This window comes from Amycolatopsis sp. cmx-8-4, from assembly GCF_046548675.1.
Taxonomy (GTDB): domain Bacteria; phylum Actinomycetota; class Actinomycetes; order Mycobacteriales; family Pseudonocardiaceae; genus Amycolatopsis.
Genome location: NZ_JAEBDZ010000009.1, coordinates 168,411 through 183,357, shown reverse-complemented (window position 1 = coordinate 183,357; position 14,947 = coordinate 168,411). Strand labels below are relative to the sequence as shown.

The window sequence follows — 14,947 nt, the reverse complement described above, 5'->3', positions numbered from 1 at the left end:
CGATGACTGAGACCCCAGAACCCGGCGGCGAGCAGTCCAGCGCCGATCGCCCCACCGAAGACGGCCTCGAGCCGCGCGGCACCCGGCCCGCCGAACCCGTCGTCACCGGCCGCGAACGCCAGGGCATGTTCGGCGTGCACGGCACCGGTGACACCTCCGGCTACGGCGGCGTCCGGCTGCCCGCCTACCACCCGGCGCCGGCCGAGCGCCCGTACGGCGGCTGGTTCGACCAGTTCGCCGACGAGTTCTACGCGGCCCTGTCGGACAACAAGGTCCCGGCCGAAGCGATCCTGCAGACGACGGTCGACCGCGGCGAGATCACCTTCTACGTCGCCCGCGAGCAGCTGCCCGCGATCGCGAAGGTCCTGCGCGACGACGGCGGCCTGCGCTTCGAGCTGCTCAGCTCGGTGTCCGGCGTGGACTACGGCGTCGACGTCCCGCAGCGGCTGCACTCGGTGTACCACTTCACGTCCCTGACCTACCGCCGCCGGATCCGCCTCGAGGTCTCCCTCGACGTCGACGACGCGCACGTGCCGTCGCTGGTCGGGATCTACCCGACCGCCGACTGGCAGGAGCGGGAGGCCTGGGACATGTTCGGCATCGTCTACGACGGCCACCCCGCGCTCACCCGCATCCTCATGCCGGACGACTGGGACGGCCACCCCCAGCGCAAGGACTACCCGCTCGGCGGGATCCCGGTCGAATACAAGGGCGCGGAGATCCCGCCGCCGGACCAGCGGAGGTCGTACTCGTGACGATTAACGACGAAACCACCGACGTCCCGGAAGCCGATTCCCGTGACACCACGGAAGGCCGCGTCTACTCGGTGTCCGGCGGTGACTGGGACGACGTCGTCGCCGACGCCCAGCACGACGAGCGCATGGTCATCAACATGGGCCCGCAGCACCCGTCGACGCACGGCGTGCTCCGGCTCGTGCTGGAGATGGAGGGCGAGACCGTCACGCAGCTGCGGTCGGTCATCGGCTACCTCCACACCGGCATCGAGAAGAACTGCGAGTACCGGACCTGGACCCAGGGCGTCACCTTCGTGACGCGCATGGACTACCTGGCCCCGCTCTCGACGGAGATGGCGTACTGCCTCGGCGTCGAGAAGCTGCTGCAGATCGAGGCCCCGCGCCGCGCGCAGCTGCTGCGCGTGATGCTGCTGGAGATCAACCGCATCGGCTCGCACCTGGTCTACATCGCCACCGGCGGCATGGAGCTCGGCGCCACCACCGCGATGACGCTGGGCTTCCGCGAGCGCGAGATCGTGCTGCACCTGCTGGAGCACCTCACCGGCCTGCGGATGAACCACGCGTTCATCCGCCCCGGCGGCCTCGCGCAGGACATGCCCGCGGACTACCGCGAGAAGGTCACCGAATTCGTCAAGACGATGAAGGAACGCCTTCCGCTGTACGACAAGCTCTTCACCGGTCAGCCGATCTGGCGCAACCGGCTCAAGGGTGTCGGGTACCTGCCGGTCGACGCGTGCCTCGCGCTCGGCGTCACCGGTCCGGTGCTGCGGAGTGCCGGCCTGCCGTGGGACCTGCGCAAGACCGAGCCGTACTCCTGCTACGAGGAGTTCGACTTCGACGTGCCGGTCGACAACGGCGCGGACTGCTGGTCGCGGTACCTGATCCGGGTGCACGAGATGCACGAGAGCCTCAAGATCATCGAGCAGTGCCTGGAGAAGCTCGAGCCGGGCCCGGTCATGGTCGAGGACAAGAAGGTCGCCTGGCCCGCGCAGCTGTCCATCGGCAGCGACGGCATGGGCAACTCGCTCGAGCACGTCAAGAAGATCATGGGCCAGTCGATGGAGTCCCTGATCCACCACTTCAAGCTGGTCACCGAGGGCTTCAAGGTGCCGGCCGGGCAGGTCTACACCTCGGTCGAGTCGCCGCGCGGCGAGCTGAGCGCGCACCTGGTGTCCGACGGCGGCACGCGGCCGCTGCGGGTCCACGTGCGCGAACCGAGCTTCGTGAACCTGCAGGCGATGCCCGCGATGTCCGAAGGCGGGCTGGTGGCGGACGTGATCGCCGCGGTCGCCTCGATCGACCCCGTCATGGGGGGAGTGGACCGTTGAGTACACAGTCTGATGAAACCGCTGTTCCCCAACCAGGGCCGAAAGCGGCCGACCGGACGCACGCCGCGGCCGGTGGCGACGTCGACGTGATCGCCATCGCGCCGGATCCCGCGGTCGCCGAGGGGATCCTGGCGGAGACGCCGCTCGAAGACATCTTCGACGAAGGCGTGTACTCCCGGGCGCAGGAGCTGATCGCGCGCTACCCGATGTCCCGCTCGGCGCTGCTGCCGCTGCTGCACCTCGTGCAGTCGGTGCAGGGCTACGTCAGCCAGGAGGGCATCGCGTTCTGCGCGCGGCAGCTCGACCTGTCCGACGCCGAGGTCAGCGCGGTCGCGACGTTCTACACGATGTACAAGCGCCGTCCGTGCGGCGAGCACCTGGTGAGCGTCTGCACGAACACGCTGTGCGCGGCCATGGGCGGCGACGCGATCTACAAGCGGCTCCAGACGCACCTCGGTTCCGAGCAGGAACCGCTGGGGCACAACGAGACCGCGGGCACGCCGAACGAGCCGGGCTCGATCACCCTCGAGCACGCCGAGTGCCTCGCGGCCTGCGACCTCGCGCCGGTGATCCAGGTCAACTACGAGTACTTCGACAACCAGACCGAGGACAAGGCCGTCGCGCTGGTCGACGCGCTGCAGGCGGGCAAGAAGCCGGCCCCGACGCGCGGTGCCCCGCTCTCGAGCTTCAAGGCCGCCGAGCTGCAGCTCGCCGGGTTCTTCCCGGAGGACGAGCGCCAGTACCGCACGGACGTCGACGGTCCTTCGCAGGCCGTCGAAACCCTGCGGGGCGCGCAGATCGCGCAGGAGCGCGGCTGGGTCGCCCCGGTCGCGCAAGACGTCCCGCTGCCTGCTGTGCCCGCTAAGGATGGGGAGAAGAAGTAATGGCCGATCCCATTACGCCGGTCCTCACGAAGCGCTGGCTGTCACCGAACTCCTGGCAGATCGGCACGTACGAGGCGCTGGAGGGCTACACGGCCATCCGCAAGGCGCTCGCCGGCACGCCGGAGCAGCTTGTCCAGCTGGTCAAGGAGTCGGGCCTGCGCGGCCGCGGCGGCGCGGGCTTCCCGGCCGGCATCAAGTGGTCGTTCATGCCGCCGAACTTCGACAAGCCGCACTACCTGGTGATCAACGCCGATGAGGGCGAGCCCGGGACGTGCAAGGACATCCCGCTGATGATGGCGGACCCGCACTCGCTCATCGAGGGCTGCATCATCGCCTCGTACGCGATGCGCTCGAACCACTGCTTCATCTACGTCCGCGGCGAGGCGCTGCACTGCATCCGCCGGCTCAACGCGGCCGTGCGCGAAGCCGAAGCCGCGGGCTACCTGGGCGAGAACATCCTCGGCTCCGGCTTCGACCTCAAGATCACCGTGCACGCCGGCGCCGGCGCGTACATCTGCGGTGAGGAGACGGCGCTGCTCGACTCGCTGGAGGGCCGTCGTGGCCAGCCGCGGCTCAAGCCGCCGTTCCCGGCCGCGGCGGGTCTCTACGCCGCGCCGACCACGGTCAACAACGTCGAGACCATCGCGAGCGCGCCGTTCATCGTCAACGGCGGGTCGAGCTGGTTCCGCGAGATGGGCCGCGAGAAGTCGCCCGGCCCGAAGATCTACTCGATCTCCGGCCACGTCGAGAAGCCCGGCCAGTACGAGTGCCCGCTCGGCACCACGCTGCGCGAGCTGCTGGAGCTGGCGGGCGGCATGAAGGACGGCGTCCCGCTCAAGTTCTGGACCCCGGGCGGCTCCTCCACCCCGATGTTCACCGCCGAGCACCTCGACGTTCCGCTGGACTTCGAGGGCGCGGCGGAAGCCGGGTCGATGCTGGGCACGACGGCCGTCCAGGTCTTCAACGAGACGGTGTCGGTGCCCTGGGCCGTGATGAAGTGGACGCAGTTCTACGAGCACGAGTCCTGCGGCAAGTGCACGCCGTGCCGCGAGGGCACGTACTGGCTGGCGCAGATCCTCGAGCGGATGGTCGAGGGTCACGGCACCGAAGAGGACATCGACACCCTCCTCGACGTCTGCGACAACATCCTCGGCCGGTCGTTCTGCGCCCTCGGTGACGGCGCGGTGTCGCCGATCACCAGCGGCATCAAGTACTTCCGCGACGAATTCCTGGCTCTGTGCGAGAAGAGCCGGCACGAAGAGACCAAGCCCGAACTGGTGGGAGCGCAGGCATCATGACGATCGCCCCCGACAAGCCCGACACGGCTGCGACGCCGGTCCCCGAAGGCCACGTGAAGCTGGTCATCGACGGCGAAGAGGTCATCGCCCCCAAGGGCGAGCTGCTGATCCGCACGGCCGAACGCCTCGGCACGGTCATCCCGCGGTTCTGCGACCACCCGCTCCTCGACCCGGCGGGCGCCTGCCGCCAGTGCCTGGTCGAGGTCGAGATGGGCGGCCGGCCGATGCCGAAGCCGCAGGCGTCCTGCACGATGACCGTCGCCGACGGCATGGTCGTCAAGACGCAGCTGACGTCGCCGGTCGCGGACAAGGCCCAGCAGGGTGTGATGGAGCTGCTGCTCATCAACCACCCGCTGGACTGCCCGATCTGCGACAAGGGCGGCGAGTGCCCGCTGCAGAACCAGGCGCTGGCCCACGGCCGCACGGAGTCCCGGTTCGTGGACACCAAGCGCACCTTCCAAAAGCCGCTGCCGATCTCCTCGCAGGTGCTCCTGGACCGGGAACGCTGCGTGCTCTGCCAGCGCTGCACCCGGTTCTCCCGCGAGATCGCCGGTGACCCGTTCATCGAGCTCCTCGAACGCGGCGTCCACCAGCAGATCGGTACCGCGGAGACGGCGGACGTGCTCGACCTGGCCTCCCGCACCACCAGCGGCCAGCCGTTCCAGAGCTACTTCTCCGGCAACGTCATCCAGATCTGCCCGGTCGGTGCTTTGACGAGCGCGGCCTACCGGTTCCGCTCCCGCCCGTTCGACCTGGTGTCCGCGCCGAGCGTCTGCGAGCACTGCTCCTCCGGCTGCGCCGAGCGGACCGACTTCCGCCGCGGCAAGGTCCAGCGCAAGCTGGCCGGCGACGACCCCGAGGTCAACGAGGAGTGGATCTGCGACAAGGGCCGATTCGCCTTCCGCTACACCAGCGCCGAAGACCGCATCCGGCGGCCGCTGGTCCGCAACCGCGAGACCGGTGAGCTGGAAGAGGCGTCCTGGACCGACGCGCTGCGCATCGCCGCCGCCGGCCTCACCGAGGCCCGCGGCAACGGCGGCGTCGGTGTCCTGCCCGGTGGCCGGCTGACCGTCGAGGACGCCTACGCGTACTCGAAGTTCGCCCGCGTCGCCCTGCAGACCAACGACGTCGACTTCCGCGCCCGCGCGCACTCGGCCGAGGAGCTCGCGTTCCTCACCTCGCACGTCGTGGGCGTGACGCCGGAGAACGGCGTCACCTTCGGCGAGATCGAGCGGGCCCGCACCGTGCTGTGCGTGGCGTTCGAGCCCGAGGACGAGGCGCCGATCGTGTTCCTGCGGCTGCGCAAGGCGGCCCGCAAGAACCGCACCCGGGTCGTCCACTTGGGACAGTGGACGACGTCGTCGGTGCGCAAGACGTTCGGTGAGCTGCTCGCCTGCGTCCCGGGCCAGGAGCCCGCGGCCATCGAAGGCATCGCCAAGCACGCGCCGGACCTCGACGAGGCCCTGAGCGGCGAGAACGCCGTCGTCCTCGTCGGCGAGCGCGCCGCTTCGGTTCCCGGCCTGTTCTCCGCGCTGCACGACCTGGTCGAGCGCACCGGCGTCCGGCTCGCGTGGATCCCGCGCCGCGCCGGTGACCGGGGCGCGCTGGAGACCGGCTGCGTGCCGGGCCTGCTGCCGGGCGGTCGCCGCGTCGGCGAGGACGCCGCGCGCGTCGCCGTCGAAAACGCTTGGGGCGTCCCGCTTCCGTCCGCTCCGGGCCGCGACGCGACGGAGATCCTGAAGGCCGCCGCGGGTCGTGAGCTCGGCGGCCTGGTCGTCGGCGGCGTCGACCCGTACGACCTGCCGGACCCGGACCTCGCGCTGCGCGCGCTGGACAACGCCGGTTTCGTCGTCAGCCTCGAGCTGCGGCCCAGCGCCGTGACCGAACGCGCGGACGTCGTGCTCCCGGTGGCCGCGTCGGACGAGAAGGCGGGCAGCTACCTCAACTGGGAGGGCCGCACCCGCCCGTTCGACATCACCATCGAGGGCACCGGCTCGCTGCCGGACTGCCGGGTGCTCGACACCCTCGCCGTCGAGATGGACACGGACCTGTTCACGCAGACGCCGGCCGCCGCGCGCGGCGACTACCAGAAGCTCGGCCCCGCCTCCGCGCTGCGCTGGGGTCACGTCGATGCCGAGACCGGGGGAGCCACGGTTGCTCCGGGTACCGGCCAGGCGGTCCTGTCGACCTGGCGCCAGCTGATCGACAACGGGTCCCTGCAGGACGGCGAGCCGCACCTCAAGGGCACCCAGCGCAAGCCGGTCGCGCGGTTGTCCGCGACGACCGCCGAAGGGCTGGGCGCGTCCGTGAAGGTGAGCACCGAACGCGGCGCGATCACGCTGCCGATCGAGGTCGCCGACCTGCCCGACGGCGTGGTGTGGCTGCCGGGCAACTCCGACGGCTCCGCCGTGGCCAAGACGCTCGGTGCCGGTCACGGCGCCGTGGTGAACCTCGCTGGGGGTGAACTGTGACACCGTTGCTGACCGAAGCTGCTGTCGGCAGTGTGCCGGACGCGGCGACGCGCGCGGCGCTGCTGGCGGACGACCCGTTCTGGATGATCGCGCTGAAGTCCGTGATCATCCTGCTGATCGGCCCGATCTTCACGATCCTGTTGATCGTCTGGGAGCGCAAGGCCGTCGGCCGGATGCAGAACCGGCCGGGCCCCAACCGCGTCGGCCCGAACGGCTACCTGCAGTCCCTGGCGGACGCGCTCAAGCTGCCGTTCAAGGAACAGATCATCCCGGACACCGCCGACCGCAAGGTGTACTTCCTCGCCCCGGTCATCTGCGTGGTGCCGCCGCTGATCGCGCTGGCGGCCATCCCGTTCGGCCCGGTGGTCTCGATCTTCGGCGAGCGGACCGTCCTGCAGCTGCTCGACCTGCCGGTCAGCCTGCTGGTCGTGCTGGCCTGCTCCTCGATCGGCGTCTACGGCATCGTGCTCGCGGGCTGGGCGTCCGGTTCGCCGTACCCGCTGCTCGGCGGCATGCGCTCGGCCGCCCAGGTGATCTCGTACGAGATCGCGATGGGCCTGTCGATCGTCGCGGTGATCCTGCAGGCCGGCTCGCTGGACCTGGCCGACATCGTCGCCAAGCAGCAGCCGGTGTGGTTCCTCTACCTGGTCCCGAGCTTCGTGATCTACCTGATCTCGATGGTCGGCGAGACCAACCGCGCCCCGTTCGACCTCCCCGAGGCCGAGTCGGAGCTGGTCGGCGGCTTCCACACCGAGTACAGCTCGATGAAGTTCGCGATGTTCTTCCTCGCCGAGTACGTCAACATGGTGATCGTCTCGGCGTTCGCCACCACGCTGTTCCTCGGCGGCTGGATGGCCCCGTGGCCGCTGTCGCTGATCGGGAACAACGTGCTCAACACCGGCTGGTGGCCGGTGCTGTGGTTCTTCGCGAAGATGTTCGTCCTGCTCTTCGGGTTCATCTGGCTTCGCGGCACGCTGCCCCGCCTGCGCTACGACCAGTTCATGCGCCTGGGCTGGAAGGTCCTGGTCCCGCTGAACCTGGTGTGGATCGTCATGGTGACCTTCGCGAAGGTCATCAGCTGGAACCCCGCGTCGATCATCATCGCCGCGGTCGCGATCTTCATCGTCGTCGCCCTGTTCTTCTACGTCCGCGCGTCGGGCCGCGAAGAAGAGAGCGAAGTCGTGCCGGTGACCGGTGGCGGGTTCCCGGTGCCGCCGCTCGACCTCAAGGTCCCGCAGACCACCCCGCGTCAGAAGGCTTTGGCCAAGGCCGAGGCGAAGGCGGCCCGGCGCAAGCCGGCAGCCGTCGGTACCGCAAAGGAAGGAGCGCAAGATGGGGTTTCTTGATCCCGTCAAGGGCTTCGGCGTCACCTTCGGGATGATGTTCAAGAAGGTCGCCACCGAGGAGTACCCGGAGGCCGGCGCGCCGGCCGCCCCGCGCTACCACGGCCGGCACCAGCTGAACCGCCACCCGGACGGCCTCGAGAAGTGCGTCGGCTGCGAGCTGTGCGCCTGGGCGTGCCCGGCGGACGCGATCTTCGTCGAAGGCGGTGACAACACCGAGGAAGCCCGGTACTCCCCGGGCGAGCGGTACGGCGCCGACTACCAGATCAACTACCTGCGCTGCATCGGCTGCGGCCTCTGCATCGAGGCGTGCCCGACGCGGTCGCTGACGATGATCAACTTCTACGAGCTGGCCGACGACGACCGCCAGCGGCTGATCTACACGAAGGAAGACCTCCTCGCGCCGCTGCTGTCCGGCATGGAGCAGCCGCCGCACCCGATGCGGCTCGGCGAGAACGAGCAGGACTACTACGTCAACGGGCCACAGCTCGAAGCACGCTTTTCAGCTGAGAGCTCATCAACACAGCTGGCGCGCGGCGGGGAGGGCGTCAAGTGATCGCCGCACTCCTGGCCCAGGCGCCCACCGGCGCCGCCGCGGGCGTGACGACCGGTGAGGCCATCGCGTTCTGGATCCTCGGCCCGGTCTGCCTGCTCGGCGCGCTCGGCATGATCTTCTCCCGCAATGCCGTGCACTCGGCGCTGTGGCTGGTGCTGACCATGCTGAGCCTGGGCGCGCTGTACATGATCCAGTCGGCGCCGTTCCTCGGCTTCACGCAGATCATCGTCTACACCGGCGCGATCATGATGCTGTTCCTGTTCGTGCTGATGCTGGTCGGCCGCGAGAGCTCCGACTCGGTCGTCGAGGTGCTGCGCGGTCAGCGGCTCGCGGCGACCGTGCTGGGCATCGGCCTGGCCGCGCTGCTCGCCACCGGCATCTACCGGGCGCTGGACAACGTCACCCCGGCCGTCCCGCTCGACTCGGCGACGTCCGCCGGCGGCGGGCCCAAGGGGCTGGGCCGGCTGATCTTCACCGACTACCTGTTCCCGTTCGAGCTGACGTCGGCGCTGCTCATCACCGCCGCGGTCGGCGCGATGGTGCTGGCCTTCACCGACCGGCACGCCAAGGGCGGCAAGCGGACGCAGAAGGAACTGGTCGTGGCCCGCTTCCGCGGCGAGCACGACCGGCCGTCGCCGCTGCCCGGCCCGGGTGTCTTCGCCACCGCCAACTCGGTGTCCACCCCGGCGCTGCTGCCGGACGGCTCGGTCGCGCCGGAGTCGCTGTCCTCGATCATCGAGGCCACCTCGGCGATCGAGCTGGCGAAGGAACGCAAGCTCGTCGCGGACGACCGCCCGCACCCGGACGCGCACGCGCTGGTCGGCTCCGAAGGTGCTTCGGAAGGGGAGAAGGAATGACCCCCACGTACTACCTGCTGCTGTCGGCGCTGCTGTTCTCGATCGGCGCGGTCGGCGTGCTGGTGCGCCGCAACGCGATCGTCGTGTTCATGTGCATCGAGCTGATGCTGAACGCGGTGAACCTCTCGCTCGTGACGTTCGCCCGGATCAACGGCAGCCTCGACGGCCAGATCATGGCCTTCTTCGTGATGGTCGTGGCCGCCGCCGAGGTCGTGGTCGGGCTGGCGATCATCATGGCGATCTTCCGCACCCGGCGCTCGGCCTCGGTCGACGACACCAACCTGCTGAAGTACTAGTGCCGCCTCATCCCCACCACCCACCCTCAATGGAGGCGCTTCGCGCCACTGAAAGGTTGCCCGAGTGACCGCATCATCGTGGCTGCTGGTGGCCCTGCCTGCCTTCGGCGCGCTCGTCCTGCTGCTGGCGGGCAAGCGCGCGAAGGCATGGGGGCATCTGCTCGGAACGGCCACCATCACGCTCGCCTTCGTCTGGGGCCTGATCACGTTCTTCTCGGCCGACGGCAAGGCCACGACGGACACCAAGCTCTACTCGTGGATCCCGGCCGGCGCGCTGCAGATCGACTTCGGGCTCCGGATCGACGCCCTGTCGCTGACGTTCGTGCTGCTCATCACCGGCGTCGGCATGCTGATCCACTTCTACTCGATCGGCTACATGGTCGACGACGAGGCCCGGTACCGATTCTTCGCGTACCTGAACCTCTTCGTCGCTTCGATGCTGATCCTGGTGCTGGGCAACAGCTTCGTGACGCTCTACCTGGGCTGGGAGGGCGTGGGTCTCGCGTCCTACCTGCTCATCGGCTGGTACCAGGGCCGTCCGTCCGCCGCGACCGCGGCGAAGAAGGCGTTCCTGATGAACCGCGTCGGTGACGTCGGGCTCGCGCTGGCGATCTTCCTGATGTTCAAGTACGCCGGGTCCACCGGTTACGCGCAGGTCTTCGACGCGGTGGGCGCGGGCAAGTTCCCGCCGGCCGCGATCACCGCGATGGCGATCCTGCTCCTGCTGGGCGCCTGCGGTAAGTCCGGCCAGTTCCCGCTGCAGGCCTGGCTCCCGGACGCGATGGAGGGCCCGACCCCGGTCTCGGCCCTGATCCACGCGGCGACGATGGTCACCGCCGGCGTCTACCTGGTGGCCCGCTCGCACGACATCTTCAACGCCACCGAGGACGGCCGGCTGGTCGTCACGCTCGTCGGGGCGTTCACGCTGCTGCTCGGGTGCATCATCGGCTGCGCGTACGACGACATCAAGAAGGTCCTCGCGTACTCGACGGTCAGCCAGATCGGCTACATGATGCTGGCGGTCGGCCTCGGCCCGGGGATCTACGCGCTGGGCATCATGCACCTGGTGGCGCACGGCTTCTTCAAGGCCGGGCTGTTCCTCGGGGCCGGTTCGGTCATGCACGGCATGAACGACGAGGTCGACATGCGCAAGTTCGGCGGTCTCCGCAAGAAGATGCCGATCACGTTCGTCACCTTCGGCCTCGGCTACCTCGCGCTGATCGGGTTCCCGTTCCTCACCGGCTACTACACCAAGGACGCCATCATCGAGGCGGCGTTCGGCCAGGAAGGCTGGCGCGGCTGGGTGTTCGGCCTCGCCACGATCCTCGGCGCCGGGCTCACCGCGTTCTACATGACGCGCCTGATGATGATGACGTTCTTCGGCAAGGAACGCTGGAAGGACCTCAAGGCGGCCGACGGCCACGAGTTCCACCCGCACGAGTCCAAGCCGATCATGTGGATCCCGATGGCGATCCTGGCGGTCGGCTCGGTCGGCGCCGGTGCGTTCTTCGCGATCGGCGACCGGTTCGTGAACTGGCTCGCCCCGACCGTCGGCGAGTTCCACGAGGCCGAGCACACGCCGATCCCGGCGGAGATCGTGCCGATCCTGACCCTCGTGTTCGCCGCGCTCGGCGTGCTGATCGCGTACCTGATCTTCCGCCGTCCCGTCCCGGTCGAGCGGCCGGAGCGCGTCTCGTTCGTCACCCGCGCCGCCCGCAACGACCTGTACGGCAACACCCTCAACGAGACGCTGGTCGCCCGTCCGGGCACCTGGCTCTCGCGGGCGCTGGTCTTCGTCGACAACCGCGGCGTCGACGGCGCGGTCAACGGCCTCGCCGCCGCTCTCGGCGGCGGCTCCGGCCGGCTGAGGCGGCTGCAGACCGGGTTCGTCCGGTCCTACGCGCTGTCGATGCTCGGCGGCACGTTCCTGCTTCTGGCGGCTCTCCTGCTGGTGAGGTTCTCCTGATGACCTGGTTGCTGATCCTCATCCTGGTGCCGCTGCTCGGCTCCCTGGTGCTGGCGTTCCTCAAGGGGAACGACCGCGCCGCGGTGCTGGCCGCGCTCGCCTTCTCGATCCTCGAGTTCCTGCTGATCATCCCGTTCTGGCTCAGCTACTCGCCGTCCGGCGCGCGGCTGCAGATGACGTCGAGCTTCGACTGGATCCCGAGCTTCGGGGTGCACATCGCGTTCGGCACCGACGGCATCTCGCTGATCATGATCGCGGTGATCGCGCTGCTGGTGCCGATCGTCGTCGGCGGGCTCGGCACGATGGACAAGCTCCCGCCCGGCCGCAGCGCCGGCGGGTTCCTGTCGCTGATCCTGCTGCAGGAGGCGCTCACCATCGGCGTCTTCGCCGCGACGGACGTCTTCCTGTTCTACGTGCTGTTCGAGATCATGCTGATCCCGATGTACTTCCTCATCGGCGGTTACGGCGGCGCGAACCGGCAGTACGCGGCGGTGAAGTTCTTCCTCTACTCGTTCCTCGGCGGCCTGATCATGCTGGCCTCGGCGATCGGGGCGTACTCGCTCGCCGAGGACAAGCTCGGCAAGGGCACGTTCGACTGGGCCACGCTCGTCACGGTCGTCCGGGACGCCCCGCTGAGCACGCAGATCTGGTTGTTCCTCGGCTTCTTCCTGGCGTTCGCGATCAAGGCGCCGCTCGTGCCGTTCCACACCTGGCTGCCGGACGCGGCGGGGGAGGCGCCGATCGGCGTCGCCGTCCTGCTGGTCGGCGTGCTGGACAAGGTCGGCACGTTCGGCTTCCTGCGCTACTGCCTGCCGATGTTCCCGGACGCGAGCCGGACCCTGGCGCCGCTGGTGCTGGTGCTGTCGGTGATCGGCGTGCTGTACGGCTCGATCCTCGCCGCGGGGCAGCGGGACATGAAGCGGTTCATCGCCTACGTCTCGATCGCCCACTTCGGCTTCATCTCGCTCGGCATCTTCGCGTTCAACGAGCAGGCGATGATCGGCTCGGCGACGTACATGCTGAACCACAGCCTCGCGACCGGCATGCTGATCGTGGTGATCGGCCTGGTCGTCGCGCGCGGCGGCTCGACGAAGATCTCCGACTACGGCGGCATGGCGAAGGTGACCCCGCTGCTCGCGGGCCTGTTCCTCCTCGCCGGGCTGTCCACGCTGTCGCTGCCGGGCACCAACTCGTTCGTCTCCGAGTTCCTGGTGCTCATCGGGGCGTTCGTGGACCAGCCGGTCTACACGATCCTCGCGACGGTCGGCATGGTCCTGGCCGCGGCCTACGTCCTCTGGCTCTACCAGCGCGTCATGCAGGGTCCGCTTCGCGGTGCCGCCCTGGTGCCGCCCGCGACGGGCGGCGGGGCCACCCCGGCCGGCGTCGAGTCGGGTGGCGCCGTGGCCACCGCGACCGTGACCGAGCCGGGCGCGACCAAGGTGATCAAGGACCTTAGCGGCCGGGAGATCGCGATCCTCGCGCCGCTGGTCGTGCTGATCATCGTCCTCGGCTTCTACCCGAAGCCGGTGCTCGACACAGTCACCCCGACGGTGCAGCAGACGCTGTCCGCGGTTCAGGGAGGCAAGTAACCCGTGCTCGACATCCTCCTGACCCAGGCGCCGGAACCACCGATCGCGACGCCGTCGGTCGACTACAACGCCGTGCTGCCGGTGCTGATCATCTTCGGCGCGGCCTGCCTCAGCGTGCTGGTGGAAGCGTTCGCCTCGAAGCGCTCGCGGTTCGGCACGCAGGTCGGGCTGAGCCTGGTGGCGATCCTCGCGGCCGGCGGCTGGCTGATCAAGTACGCGCTCACCGACGCGCCCGCGGGCGGCGTGAAGACGTTCAGCGGCGCGATCTCGATCGACAAGCCGGCGCTGTTCCTCTGGGGCACGCTGCTGGCCCTGGCGGTCGGCGCGGTGCTGCTGATCTCGGACCGCGTCGTCGAGCCGGGCGGCGCGCTGGTCGCACAGGCCGGCATCCGCCCGGGCACGATCCAGGACCGCGCGCAGACGGCGACGACCATGCAGACCGAGGTCTTCCCGCTGACGCTGTTCGCGCTCGGCGGCATGATGGCGTTCACCGCGTCGAACGACTTGCTGACGATGTTCATCGCGCTGGAAGTGCTGTCCCTGCCGCTGTACCTGATGTGCGGCCTGGCCCGGCGTCGGCGGTTGCTGTCGCAGGAGTCGGCGGTCAAGTACTTCCTGCTCGGCGCGTTCTCCTCGGCGTTCTTCCTCTACGGCCTCGCGCTGCTGTACGGCTACGCGAACTCCGTGAAGCTGGGCGACATCGCGGCCGCGGCGGCCGGTTCGGACCGCTCGGACACGCTGCTGTTCGCCGGCCTCGGCCTGCTGGTCGTCGGCCTGCTGTTCAAGGGCTCGGTCGGCCCGTTCCACACCTGGACCCCGGACGTCTACCAGGGCGCGCCGACTCCGGTGACGGCGTTCATGGCGGCGTGCACGAAGGTCGCCGCGTTCGGCGGGATCCTGCGCGTGCTGTCGGTGGCGTTCGGCTCCACGAGCTGGGAGTGGCGCGGCGTGCTCTGGGGCGTCGCGATCATCTCGATGCTGATCGGCGCGGTGCTCGGCCTGACCCAGACCGACGTCAAGCGCATGATCGCGTACTCGTCGATCGCGCACGCGGGCTTCCTGCTCATCGGCGCGATCTCGATCACCGAGAACGGCCTGTCGAGCACGCTGTTCTACCTGCTGTCGTACGGCTTCACGACGCTGGCGGCGTTCGGCGTGATCAGCCTGGTCCGCGACTCGTCGGGCGAGGCGACCCACCTCTCGGCGTGGGCGGGCCTGGCGAAACGGTCGCCACTGGTGGCCGCGGTGTTCACGTTCCTGTTGCTGGCCTTGGCGGGCATCCCGTTGACGTCGGGCTTCGTCGGCAAGTTCGTCGTGTTCTCGGCGGCGCTGTCCGACGGAATGGCCCCGCTGGTGGTCATCGCCCTGGTGTTCAGCGCGGTGGCGGCGTTCTTCTACCTGCGCGTGATCGTCCTGATGTACTTCTCCGAGCCGGCCGCGGACGGCCCCACGGTGACGATCCCGGGCTTCGGCACCGGAACGGCGATCTTCCTCGGCACGGCCGTGACGCTGGTCCTGGGCCTGGTCCCGGCATTCGCCCTGTCGTGGGCGGGCGCGGGCGGCTTCGCTTCCTGAGTTGTTCTGCTGCCAGGGCCGTCACTCTC

Annotated in this window: 12 protein-coding genes; all 12 read left to right on the top strand. The window is 69.2% G+C overall.

The window, feature by feature from the left end:
* Positions 1 to 2: 2 nt before the first annotated feature.
* The 12 genes from ACLJQZ_RS21100 to nuoN all read left to right on the top strand — a co-directional run bounded on the left by ACLJQZ_RS21100 (position 3) and on the right by nuoN (position 14,918).
* A complete protein-coding gene (locus tag ACLJQZ_RS21100; RefSeq protein ID WP_410621643.1) occupies positions 3 to 755 on the top strand; it encodes an NADH-quinone oxidoreductase subunit C in 753 nt (250 codons plus the stop codon).
* Positions 752 to 2,083 (top strand): NADH-quinone oxidoreductase subunit D, encoded by a 1,332-nt coding sequence (locus ACLJQZ_RS21095; RefSeq protein ID WP_410621642.1) that lies wholly within the window; start codon positions 752 to 754, stop codon positions 2,081 to 2,083. Before ACLJQZ_RS21100 ends, ACLJQZ_RS21095 begins: the two co-directional genes overlap by 4 nt.
* Positions 2,080 to 2,967, top strand: a complete 888-nt coding sequence (gene nuoE, locus ACLJQZ_RS21090) for an NADH-quinone oxidoreductase subunit NuoE (protein ID WP_410621641.1) — start codon at positions 2,080 to 2,082, stop codon at positions 2,965 to 2,967. The genes ACLJQZ_RS21095 and nuoE overlap by 4 nt, the downstream gene beginning before the upstream one ends.
* Entirely contained in the window at positions 2,967 to 4,265 is a 1,299-nt protein-coding gene (gene nuoF / locus ACLJQZ_RS21085; protein ID WP_410621640.1) for an NADH-quinone oxidoreductase subunit NuoF, read from the top strand. The genes nuoE and nuoF overlap by 1 nt, the downstream gene beginning before the upstream one ends.
* The gene (locus tag ACLJQZ_RS21080; RefSeq protein ID WP_410621639.1) at positions 4,262 to 6,736 is read left to right on the top strand and encodes an NADH-quinone oxidoreductase subunit G; all 2,475 of its coding nucleotides are present in this window, start codon (positions 4,262 to 4,264) and stop codon (positions 6,734 to 6,736) included. Before nuoF ends, ACLJQZ_RS21080 begins: the two co-directional genes overlap by 4 nt.
* Complete coding sequence (nuoH, locus tag ACLJQZ_RS21075) at positions 6,733 to 8,082, top strand: NADH-quinone oxidoreductase subunit NuoH (protein WP_410621638.1); 1,350 nt, start codon at positions 6,733 to 6,735, stop codon at positions 8,080 to 8,082. The genes ACLJQZ_RS21080 and nuoH overlap by 4 nt, the downstream gene beginning before the upstream one ends.
* Positions 8,069 to 8,635: an NADH-quinone oxidoreductase subunit NuoI gene (gene nuoI, locus ACLJQZ_RS21070; RefSeq protein WP_410621637.1), complete on the top strand. Its 567-nt coding sequence runs from the start codon at positions 8,069 to 8,071 to the stop codon at positions 8,633 to 8,635. The genes nuoH and nuoI overlap by 14 nt, the downstream gene beginning before the upstream one ends.
* A complete protein-coding gene (locus ACLJQZ_RS21065; protein ID WP_410621636.1) occupies positions 8,632 to 9,492 on the top strand; it encodes an NADH-quinone oxidoreductase subunit J in 861 nt (286 codons plus the stop codon). Before nuoI ends, ACLJQZ_RS21065 begins: the two co-directional genes overlap by 4 nt.
* On the top strand, positions 9,489 to 9,788 hold the full coding sequence (gene nuoK, locus ACLJQZ_RS21060) for an NADH-quinone oxidoreductase subunit NuoK (RefSeq protein WP_247060354.1): 300 nt from the start codon (positions 9,489 to 9,491) through the stop codon (positions 9,786 to 9,788). Before ACLJQZ_RS21065 ends, nuoK begins: the two co-directional genes overlap by 4 nt.
* A gap of 64 nt (positions 9,789 to 9,852) precedes the next feature.
* On the top strand, positions 9,853 to 11,754 hold the full coding sequence (gene nuoL, locus ACLJQZ_RS21055; RefSeq protein WP_410621635.1) for an NADH-quinone oxidoreductase subunit L: 1,902 nt from the start codon (positions 9,853 to 9,855) through the stop codon (positions 11,752 to 11,754).
* Positions 11,754 to 13,343: an NADH-quinone oxidoreductase subunit M gene (locus ACLJQZ_RS21050; protein WP_410621634.1), complete on the top strand. Its 1,590-nt coding sequence runs from the start codon at positions 11,754 to 11,756 to the stop codon at positions 13,341 to 13,343. Before nuoL ends, ACLJQZ_RS21050 begins: the two co-directional genes overlap by 1 nt.
* A 3-nt stretch (positions 13,344 to 13,346) precedes the next feature.
* Positions 13,347 to 14,918, top strand: coding sequence for an NADH-quinone oxidoreductase subunit NuoN (gene nuoN / locus ACLJQZ_RS21045; protein WP_410621633.1), 1,572 nt, complete (start codon positions 13,347 to 13,349; stop codon positions 14,916 to 14,918).
* The last annotated feature ends 29 nt before the right edge of the window (positions 14,919 to 14,947 follow it).

What these genes read in the sequence shown, in the direction of transcription:
- nuoF (WP_410621640.1), top strand. Translation starts at nt 2,967, where the DNA reads ATGGCCGATCCCATTACGCCGGTCCTCACGAAGCGCTGGCTGTCACCG.
- ACLJQZ_RS21080 (WP_410621639.1), top strand. Translation starts at nt 4,262, where the DNA reads ATGACGATCGCCCCCGACAAGCCCGACACGGCTGCGACGCCGGTCCCC.
- nuoK (WP_247060354.1), top strand. Translation starts at nt 9,489, where the DNA reads ATGACCCCCACGTACTACCTGCTGCTGTCGGCGCTGCTGTTCTCGATC.
- ACLJQZ_RS21050 (WP_410621634.1), top strand. Translation starts at nt 11,754, where the DNA reads ATGACCTGGTTGCTGATCCTCATCCTGGTGCCGCTGCTCGGCTCCCTG.
- nuoI (WP_410621637.1), top strand. Translation starts at nt 8,069, where the DNA reads ATGGGGTTTCTTGATCCCGTCAAGGGCTTCGGCGTCACCTTCGGGATG.
- ACLJQZ_RS21100 (WP_410621643.1), top strand. Translation starts at nt 3, where the DNA reads ATGACTGAGACCCCAGAACCCGGCGGCGAGCAGTCCAGCGCCGATCGC.